This is a genomic window from Tahibacter sp., from assembly GCF_032229445.1.
Taxonomy (GTDB): domain Bacteria; phylum Pseudomonadota; class Gammaproteobacteria; order Xanthomonadales; family Rhodanobacteraceae; genus Tahibacter.
This window is the reverse complement of record NZ_JAVTWC010000062.1, coordinates 1-10,575: the sequence shown is the minus strand read 5'-3', so window position 1 is coordinate 10,575 and position 10,575 is coordinate 1. Positions and strand designations below refer to the sequence as shown.

Sequence of the window (10,575 nt, the reverse complement as noted above, 5' to 3'; positions counted from 1 at the left end):
CGCGCCATGCGGCGCTGAGCGCGTTCGGCATGAGCGGTACCAATGTGCACATGGTAGTGCGCGAGGCCGAGGCGCCGGTCGAAGCGGTGCCGACCGGCGTGGCGCCGTACTGGCTGCTGGCGTTGTCGGCAAAGAGCGCCGTGGCGCTGCAGCAGCGGCTGCGCGATCTGCGCGTTGTGCTGCGGTCGCGCGAGTGGGATGCAGCGGCGTTGCAGTCGCTCGTCTACACGCTACTGTGCGGACGCCAGCATTTCGCGCATCGCTGCGTGATCGTGGCGCAGGATCACGGCCATGCGTTGCACCTGCTGGATGAGGCGGTGCGCGGCACGCGCGGCAACGGTATCTGTGCCGGAGTGGTGCCGCACGAGTTCGTCGGCCAGAAGGCGCTGGAGCGCTATGGCGAGGAACTGCTGGCACGCCTGCGCGAAGGCAAGGAAACCGATGCGCTGCCGGCGCTGGCAGAGCTGCACTGCCAGGGTTACGCGCTGCCCTGGGCGATTCTGTTCAGCGACTCGCCGCCGCCGCGCATCGCGCTGCCGACTTACCCTTTCGCGCGCGATCGCTACTGGGTCGACGGGTCGGCAGCATTCGTCCGGCTGCCCGGTGTTTCGACCCACCGGCACCCGCTGCTGCACGAGAACACCTCCGACGTCGATGCCCAGCGATTCAGTTCGCGCTTTACCGGTGACGAGTTCTTATTGCGCGATCACGTTGTGCTGGGCGAACGTGTATTGCCCGGCATGGCCTATCTCGAGATGGCGCGCGCCGCCGTCAACGAGGGCGGTGGCGCTCCCCCGGCGCCCGACAGCCGCCTGGTCCTGCGGCATGTGGTCTGGTCGCGGCCTCTGATCGTGCGCGACCAGGCGGTCGATCTGCACATCAGCCTGTTCCGCCAGGGGCAGGACGAGATCGGTTACGAGATCTACAGTTCCCCCGCCCCGGACGACGACGCGGCCGACCGTGGACGAATCGTCCACTCCCAAGGCGCCGCCGCATGGACGCAGTACGCGCCCGCTCCGCGCATCGACGTCGAACAGCTCGAGTCGCGTTGCGAGGTCCGACTGTCAGCGGCGGAGTGCTACGAGCGGCTGCAGACGAGCGGACTCGATTACGGTGCCAGCTTCCGTGCGCTGGAAAGCGCCAGTGTCGGCACCGACGACGCCGGCGCGGATTGCGTCGTGGCGCGATTGAATCTCCCCGAGGCGGCCCGCCCGGAGAGCGACCGTTTCGTGCTGCATCCGGCCCTGCTCGACAGCGCGTTGCACGCGGTGGTGGGTCTGTGGCGTGCCGGCTCCGGCGGCGATCGGCCGCTGGTTCCTTACAGCCTGGAGCAGGTCAGGATCTACGACGGCACCCGGACCGCCTGCTTCGCCGTGCTGCGCCGGACCACGACCACGGCGCAACTGCCGATGCTGCAAGTCGAGTTCTGCGATGCGGACGGCAATGTGTGCGTGGTGCTGGAGAATCTCAGCGCGAGGCCTGCACGCAATGAGGCCGCGCCGTTGTCGCGCACCGTTCATTTTGGTCGCGAATGGCGCGACAGTCCGCTGGGCGTAGCGGAGTCCGTCGAGCGTCGCGAAGAGCGTCATGTGCTTGTGCTGCAACCCGACGACGGTGATGCCGGGCTCCACGATGCGCTCGCGGCCGGATTGGGGGCCGTAGACGGCCTGCGCTGGGAACGAATCGATGCGCCCGGCACTATCGCGGAGCGCTATGCGCGGTACGGCTGGCACCTGATCGGGCGCGTGCAGGAGATTCTGAAAGCCGGCGGCGATTCACCGGTGCTGCTGCAGCTGGTGATCGAGCAGACGCCGCACGGCGAACTCCTGAACGGCCTTGGCGCACTGCTGCAGACGGCACGGCTGGAGAACCCGCGGCTGCGTGGACAGGTGGTCGGTCTCGACGGCGAACGCGACGTCGAGGCATGGCTCCAGCGGTTGCACCAGGACGCGGGCGACGACGCCGTGCTCGTGCGCTATCGCGACGGCGTGCGCCAGCTCGAATGCGGTTTCGAGCTGGCGCCGCCGCCGGGTTCGCCCCCGTGGAAGGCCGACGGCGTGTATCTGGTCACTGGCGGCCTGGGCAGCCTGGGACAGCTGTTCGCGTCGGAAATCCTGCGGCGTGCGCCCGGCGCACGCCTGGTGCTCGCGGGACGGTCGGCGCCCAATCAGGCGCAGCGGCAACAGCTGTCGGCCTGGGCGGACGACGCGGGGTTCGATGTCGAGTATCGCCAGGCCGATCTGTCGCGACGCGAGGAAGTCGACGCGCTGATCGCGCACATCGACCAGCGCCACGGACGACTGGACGGCGTGATCCATTCGGCCGGCGTAATCCGCGACAGTTTCCTGCTCAACAAGACGCACGACGACTATGCCGCCGTGATCGGCGCCAAAGTGCTTGCCGTCGCCCACCTCGATGCGGCGATCGGCGCGCGTCCGCTGGACCTGTTCGTGCTGTTCGCGTCGACCAGCGGCGTCTATGGCAATCCGGGGCAGGCCGACTACGCGGCTGCGAATGCTTTTCTCGACGGATACGCGCGCCATCGGCGCGCGCGCGTCGAGCGCGGCGAGTGTCACGGCCGCACGCTGTCGGTCGCGTGGCCGCTCTGGGCCGACGGCAGCATGCGGATGCCTGACGCGGCGCGCCTTCGCCTGCGCGAACGCGGTCTGGTCGAACTGTCCGCAGCCGACGGAGTCGCCGCCCTGTATGCGGCCCTGGCGACCGGCCGCACGCGTGTCCACCTGCATCGGATGACGGACGCCGTCGAGCGCCGGCCCGCCGCGCCGCCGCCTGTTTCCGCACCGGTCGCTGTCGCGCCCGTTGCCGTCGCGCCAGCTGCGATTGCCGCGCTGCCTGCCGACGCCGGGGACCGTTTTGGCCAGCAGGTGCTGAGCTATCTGAAGCAGGCGCTGTCAGGCACGCTGAAGCTACCGGTGGAAAACATCGAGGCGGACGCGCCGTTCGAGCGATACGGCCTGGATTCCATCCTCGCGCTCGAACTGACCAATGCGCTGGAGCGGATATTCGGGTCGCTCTCCAAGACGCTGTTCTTCGAATACCAGACCCTGGCTGCCTTGAGCCGCTACTTCCAGACCGCTCACCGCGACCGTCTGCTGCAACTGGTCGACGGCGCCCAGCGGCAGACGCAACCGCGCACCGCCGGCGTCGCGCCCGCTGTCGCGGCATCCGTTACCGCGCCGACCCGACGCGAGTGGCCGTCGCGTGAGCGGCCCGCCGTTGCTGCCGAACCGTCGCGGTCCGATACCGCCGCGCGTGAGCTCGTCGCCATCGTCGGTGTCGCCGGCCGTTATCCCGGCGCCGATACTCTGGACGCGTTCTGGGACAACCTGAAGGCCGGCCGCGACGCCATCACCGAAGTCCCCGCCGAGCGCTGGAACCACGACGCCTATTTCGAGCCGCAGAAGGGCACCGTCGGCAAGACCTACGGCAAGTGGGGCGGATTCATCGCCGGTGTGGCCGACTTCGACCCGCTGTTCTTCAATATCCCTCCGGTCGAAGCCTACGGACTGGACCCGCAGGAACGTCTGTTCCTGCAATGCGCTTACGAAACGCTCGAGGATGCTGGCTATACGCGCGAATCCCTGGGCCGGCAGACGCGTCGCGGCCGCGAGGGCAACGTCGGTGTGTTCGTCGGGGTGATGTACGAGGAATACCAGCTTTACGGCGCGCAGGCGCAGACCGTCGGTCACGGCATCAGCCTGAGCGGCAGTCCCGCGTCGATCGCCAATCGCGTCTCGTACTTCTGCAACTTCCACGGCCCGAGCCTCGCGGTCGACACGATGTGCTCGTCGTCGCTGACCGCCATCCACCTCGCCTGCGAAAGCCTGCTGCGCGGGCAGTGTGAAGCAGCGCTCGCCGGCGGCGTGAACGTCAGCGTGCATCCGAACAAGTACCTCATGCTGGCGCAGGGCCGGTTCCTCTCCAGCGATGGTCGCTGCCGCAGCTTCGGTGAAGGTGGCGATGGCTACGTACCGGGCGAAGGCGTCGGCGCGGTGTTGCTGAAGCCGCTGTCGAACGCGGTTGCCGACGAAGACCGCATCTACGCGGTCATCCGTGGCAGTTCCATCAATCACGGCGGCAAGACCAACGGATTCGCGGTCCCCAACCCGGTCGCCCAGGCCGATCTCATTGCGCAGGCGCTGCAAGACAGTAATGTCGACGCTCGCACGATCAGCTACCTCGAGGCCCACGGCACCGGCACATCGCTCGGCGATCCTATCGAGATTCGCGGCCTGGTCAGTGCGTTCCAGGCGCAGACGTCCGACAAGGGCTTCTGCGCCATCGGTTCGGTCAAGTCGAACATCGGTCATTGCGAAAGCGCAGCCGGCATCGCGGCGCTGACGAAGGTGCTGCTGCAGATGAAGCACGGGATGCTCGTGCCCAGCCTGCATTCCGAAACGATCAACCCGTTCATCGACTTTGCCGACACGCCCTTCGTGGTCCAGCGTGAGCTGAGCGAATGGCCGCGCGCGGTGGGCGCAGCGCTGCGCGAGCAGCCCAGGCGCGGGGGCATTTCCTCCTTCGGCGCCGGCGGATCCAATGCGCATCTGGTGATCGAGGAATATCCGCAGGCGACGGCGCGCCGCGCGACGGCGGCGCGCTCCTCGCGCCTCGTTCTGCTGTCGGCGAAATCCGAAGAGGCGCTGCAGCGGCAGGTTCGCCAGCTGCTGGCGTTCGCCGAGTCGGCGGGCGAGGACGACCTCGCCGATATCGCCTACACATTGCAGGTCGGCCGCGAAGCGATGGAGTTCCGCCTGGCGCTGACGGTGGACAGCGTGGGCGAACTTTGCGAAAGACTGCGCGCCTGCACGGCCGGCGAGACCGAAGTGCCCGGCTGCGGGCGCGGTGAAGTCAAGCGCAACAAGGAACTGCTGGCGGCGTTCGCCGGCGACGACGATCTGCAGCGTGCGGTGGCGTCATGGCTGGCACGCGGCAAGCTAGAAAAGCTACTCGAGTTCTGGGTCAAAGGCCTGCGCATCGACTGGAACGGTCTTTACGCGAATGAAGCGCCGCCGCGCCGCATCGCGCTGCCGACGTATCCGTTCGAGCGGGAGCGTTACTGGATCGGGCTGCGTGAGCTCGGTCTGGAGCCGGCGGTCGCGGATAAGGTCGAGGTGGCGGTGCGCGAGAGCGTGCTGAGCAAGGGATGGCGGGAAGCGCCGCTGGCGGGGCCGGTGGCGACGGTCGGCAGCGTGCTGATCGTGGCGGATGCGGGTACGCGCACGCTGGCGCAGGCGTTGGCCTTGCGCGTGGCGCGTAGCCGGATCGTGCGTAGCGATGAGGACGAGTGGCGTGGGACGGTGGACTGGAGCGAGTGGGAAGCGCTGGTCGACGTGACGGGGTGCGGCGAGGCGTCGATCGAGGCGCTGGCGTGGGTCGAGATCGTGCAGGCGTGGGTGCTGGCGCGCGCGCCGCACGGTGGGCGTGCGCTGTGCGTGACGCAGGATGACGGCGCGGCGCTGCGCGCGGGCTTGTATGGGATGCTGCAAAGCGAGTACGGGCGGATCCGTTCGCGTCACGTCGATGTGGACAATGTGGACGGCGAGGCGTGGATTGCGCAGGTCGTACAGGAACTGGGCGCACCCGACGACGCGGTCGAGGTGACGTACCGGAACGATCGGCGCTATCGGGCACAGCTGGAAGAAGGGATTCTGGCGGCATCGGCAGCGGAGTTGGACTGGGCGCCGGAAGGTGTGTTGTGGATCACCGGGGGCACGCGCGGGCTGGGTCTGGCCTGCGCGCGGCATTTCGTGCGGCGGCACGGGGTGAAACGGCTGGTGCTGACGGGCCGCGAGACGCTGCCCGAGCGTGCGCAGTGGCAGGCGCGCGCGGTGCAGGCGGATGCGACGGGGCAGAAATTGCGCGCGCTGCTGGCGCTGCAGGCCGACGGCGTGACGGTCGAGGTGACGTCGGTCGACCTGTGCGACGAGGCTGCGCTGGAGCAGGAGATGCGTCGCCTGCAGTCGCTCGGTCCGATCCACGGGGTCCTGCATTGCGCCGGTCTGGCCGATGCGCAGACACCGGCCTTCGTGCGCAAGACAGTGGCGGGCATTGCCGCCGTGCTGGCGCCAAAAGTGGTAGGGCTGGAGACGCTGTTGCGTTGCCTGCGGGGATCGTCGTCGCTGCGCTTCTGCGTGCTGTTCTCGTCGATTTCGGCGCTGGTGCCGGATCTGGCGTCGGGCCAGGCCGACTACGCGATGGCGAACGCCTACATGGACCATGTGGCGCGGCGCGAGCAGGCCGGTGATCTGCCGGTCGTGAGCGTGCAGTGGGGCAGCTGGAACGAGAGCGGGATGGGCGAGGTGAAGAGCCGCGTGTATCGCGAACTGGGTCTGTTGAGCCACAGCGACGAGCAGGGGATGCATTGGTTGGACCGGATCGTGGCGACGCAGCATCGTGGTGTGCTGGCGCCATTGCTCGTGGACGGTTCGCGCTTTGAGGCGCAGCGGCTGCTGCGGCGGCGCGACCCCCCGGCGGTCCGCGCGCCGGCAGAGGCTGCAGCCGCTGCCAGCGCGCTGTCAGCGCCGTTGTCTGCGCCATCGGGTGAAGGGCTTTTGTCGCAGGTGGAGGGCTGGCTGCACGCGTTGTTTGCGCACCAGCTGCAGATACCGCGGGAGAAGGTCGACCTACAGACGCCACTGCCGGACTACGGCGTGGACTCGGTGCTGCTGATGCAGGTGCTGGTACCGATCGGTGCACAGGTGAACGACACGCTGGATCCGTCGATCCTGTACGAGCACCAGACGATCACCGCGTTCGCCCGCTGGCTGATATCGAAATACGAGACGGCGCTGCGGGCGAACCTGTCGGCCGGTGAGGTCGCGGGCGAGGCGGCGCCGTCGGCGCCGGTGGACGTCGGACCTGTGAACGTCGGCCCGGTGAAGGTCGCGCCGGTCACGGTGTTGCCGACGCGGGCGCCGGCCTTGCCGCCCCCGGTGGCGGACGAGGCGCTGGCCGTCGTGGGCCTGTCGTGTCGCTTCGCGGGTGCAAATGACGTGTCGGCGTACTGGGACCTGCTCGCGCAGGGCCGCAGCGCGATTGCGCCGGTACCGTCCTCACGCTGGGGCGCGACTAGCGGGGACGACTGGGCGGCCCTGCTGGACGACGTGAATCACTTCGACCCGGAACATTTCCGTCTGCTGCTGGCCGACGCGCGGGCGATGGACCGTCAGGCGCTGCTGGTGCTGGAAGAAAGCCTGAAGGCCTGGCATCACGCCGGTTACGCGGCGGCGGAACTCAAGGGCACGCGCTGCGGCGTGTACCTGGGCGCGCGCGGCCAGTTCAACGCGGATGCGACGAGTCTGCGCGAGTCGGTCAATCCGATCCTGGCGATGGGACAGAACTACCTGGCGTCGAACATCTCGCAGTTCTTCGACCTGCGCGGGCCGAGCCTGGTGGTGGACACGGCGTGTTCGTCGGCCCTCGTCGCGTTGAGCATCGCGGCCCAGGGGCTGCGCAGCGGCGAGATCGATGCGGCGCTGGTGGGCGGGGTGAGCCTGCTGAACGGTCCGGGGGCGCTGCGGCTGTTCGAGCAGCGCGGCATCCTGAAGCGCGGCGCGTTCCATATATTCGATCGCCGGGCGCAAGGGGCAATCCTGGGCGAAGGGGTAGGGATGGTGGTGCTCAAGCGCCATGCGCAGGCGGTGGCTGACGGCGACCGGATCTACGCGCTGGTGCGTGCTGTTGCGGTGAACAACGACGGCCGCACGGCGGGTCCTACGGCGCCGAACGTGCATGCGCAGAAAGACGTGATGCAGCAGGCGCTGGATCGCAGCGGCTGGCGCGCGCAGGACATCAGCCACATCGACGTGAACGGATCGGGTTCGGAGATCACGGACCTGCTGGAACTGCGCGCCGTCGAGGCGGTGTATCGCCCGGACCGGGTGCAGCCGTGCGAGCTCGGATCGATGAAGCCGAACATCGGCCATCCATTGTGCGCAGAGGGCATCGCGAGCCTCATCAAAGTCGTGCTGATGCTGCATCACGGCCAGCGCGTACCGTTCCTGTCGGCGCAGGAGCCGATGGCGCACTACGATCTGGACGCGTCGCCGTTCCGCTTCACGCGCCAGTTGCGGCCGTGGGGCGACGCGCCGCGGGTGGCAGCGATCAACTCGTTCGCCGACGGTGGCACGAATGCCCATGTGATCGTGGAGGGCGCCGTCGCGCACGCCGATGCCTGGCGACAGCCGATACCGGCACCCGTGCTGAAGAGAGTGTGGTTGCCGGCACAGTCTTCGCCGGCGGAACGCGAAGACGCGAACGGCCTCGATCGCAACGTTGAAGCCGGCAGGCGTCCCCCGCTTGTGGCATCCAGACGCAGCGCGAGCCGGCGCGCGGAGCGGCCGAACGGCGAGGCTTTCACGCCGGCGGTGATCGCGAACGAAATCCAGTTGACCTCGGTGCCGCAGGAGCCCGGCTTCTGGGAACGCTATGCCTGAGTGCCACACTGTTGGTGATCTCGTGCACACACGCGAATGCACCAAGTATCAAAGCTGGACAATCGACACTCTTGTGCCTCGCTGGTAGTCTGACCGGGATTGCTGAATCGGCAGTAGTTCACCGCTCGGGGGGGCGGGCCGCAATCTCGTCCAGCTTCTTCGGGATGTCGGGCGAGTGCCGGTCGGCGACGCGTAGGACTTGAGGCTGCACATCACGTTCCGAGCCTGCTCATGCCGAGCGGGCTTGGAACGCCGTCGACATCGACAGCGAAGGTGAAACATGCACGTGGCCCACTATGCCGCCTGCATGCAACTCCGTCGGTGACGGCGTTCGGGACAGGTGTAATCGATACGGTGTTGACCCCGCCAGGCGGCGAAACCGGCCTGAGTATCGTCGTCGCCGAGCGGAGCCGGTCTGGTGCAATGTGACAAACGCAGCGGTCACCCGGATGGTGATCGCAGAGGTCGGTTGGAGGCGCGCCGCAAGGCGGAACCAGGCGAGCGACGCCAGCCCGGGCCAGGTGCGGTTCCGAGCGGTCGACCTGCCTGGCGGTGACTGGAGTTGGGGGATGACACAGAGAATCAAGCACGAGATTTTGATTTCCGTACGAAATCCCGTGTTGAGGGACCACCAGTTCGAGGCGCAACACCTGCTGCCCGGACTGGCCTATATCGATATCCTGTTCCAGACCTTCCTGCCCTTCGGGTTCAAGGTCGCCGACCTGGAATTGCGCGATCTGGCGATACACAGGCCGCTGATCGTCGCGCCGGACCATGACATCAGGCTCTGCATCGAGGCGACGTCCCGCGACGAGGTGGAGTGGAGCGTCGAATTGACCGGCCGTCTCCGTGGCGCTGCCGATGCCGAGCCCGCGCGACGCTATGCCGTGGCCACGATGGTGCGCCGGAGACTGCCGGTTTCCTATGACGAGGTGCTCGAGTGGGACGGCGTGTCGGCGGCCGCCGCGGCCACGTTGCCGCTGAGCGCCATCTACGACGCCAGCACCCGGCACGGCATCGACTACGGACCGTTCATGCGGGCCGACGGGCTCGTCCACATGACCGACTCGGCGATCTACGTCGACTGCCGGCTCGGTGCGACAGCGGCTTCGGATGCGTCTTCGCTGCTGTTTCATCCGGCGCTGATGGACGCCAGCATGATGGCGGCAACGACCATGCTCAATTCGGCCGACGGGCAACAGCACCGCGCCGCGCTGCCGCTCTCCTATGATTTTTTTTCCGCCTCGCAGGCACTCCCGGGCGCGTTTCGCGTACGCGTCAACCGCAGCCTCGCAAAGAAGCACGGCGAGCTGGCCTATCTGTCGATGGATTTCTTCGACTTGGCTGGACACAAGATCGCCGAGCTCGGCGATTTCGCCACCAAGCTGCTGCGCGAGTCGCGCGGAGAGTTCGGCGCCGATGCGTTCGCCGATGAAAAGGCCGGCAGCCTGTCGATAGCCGCGCCGCGCGGCGCAGGCGCGATCGCAGGCAACTCGCTGACGGACCTGCTGTGCGAGCTCATTGCGGCCCATGTGAAGCGGCCGGTCCGCGACGTGGGCGTCGCCGACAGCTTCTATGAAATGGGGATCAATTCGACCGGGCTGCTGGAAATCGCCCGCGCGATCGAGGAACTGGTCGGCAGCAAGCAGCCGCCGACGCTGCTGTTCCAGTATTCCAACATCGACCAGTTGGTGCGTCACCTGTCAGAGACGGGCGCATGGCGCGGCCAGGCGGTGCTACCGATCGTACCGCCACCCGTCCTTGCGGTACCGGCCCGCCTTGATGCGACGGCGCAGGAATCGTCCACGCGCCGTTCGCGCCGGCGCAAGCGTCGTTTCGGGCACGGCGATATCGCGGTGATCGGCCTCAGCGGCCGCTATCCGCAGGCGCGGACGGTGGAGGATCTGTGGGAGAAGCTCAGCGCTGGCGGGGACTGCGTGACGCTGATTCCGGCGGAGCGCTGGGACCGCGAGCGGGATTTCGACGATCGCAAGGGCCAGCCGGGCAAGAGCTACGCGAAGTGGGGCGGCTTTGTTTCGGGAGTGGACGAATTCGACCCGTTGTTTTTCGGGCTGTCGCCGCGGGAGGCGGAATACACGGATCCGCAGCAGCGCTT

General features: G+C 67.7%; 2 protein-coding genes. Both read left to right on the top strand.

Annotation, left to right across the window (positions count from 1 at the left end):
• Positions 1-29: 29 nt before the first annotated feature.
• Entirely contained in the window at positions 30-8,459 is an 8,430-nt protein-coding gene (locus RUU78_RS12025) for an SDR family NAD(P)-dependent oxidoreductase (protein WP_313916890.1), read from the top strand.
• A 296-nt stretch (positions 8,460-8,755) separates the two neighbouring features.
• Positions 8,756-10,575: beta-ketoacyl synthase N-terminal-like domain-containing protein (locus RUU78_RS12020; RefSeq protein WP_313916888.1), on the top strand; the 1,820-nt coding region annotated here is incomplete at its 3' end.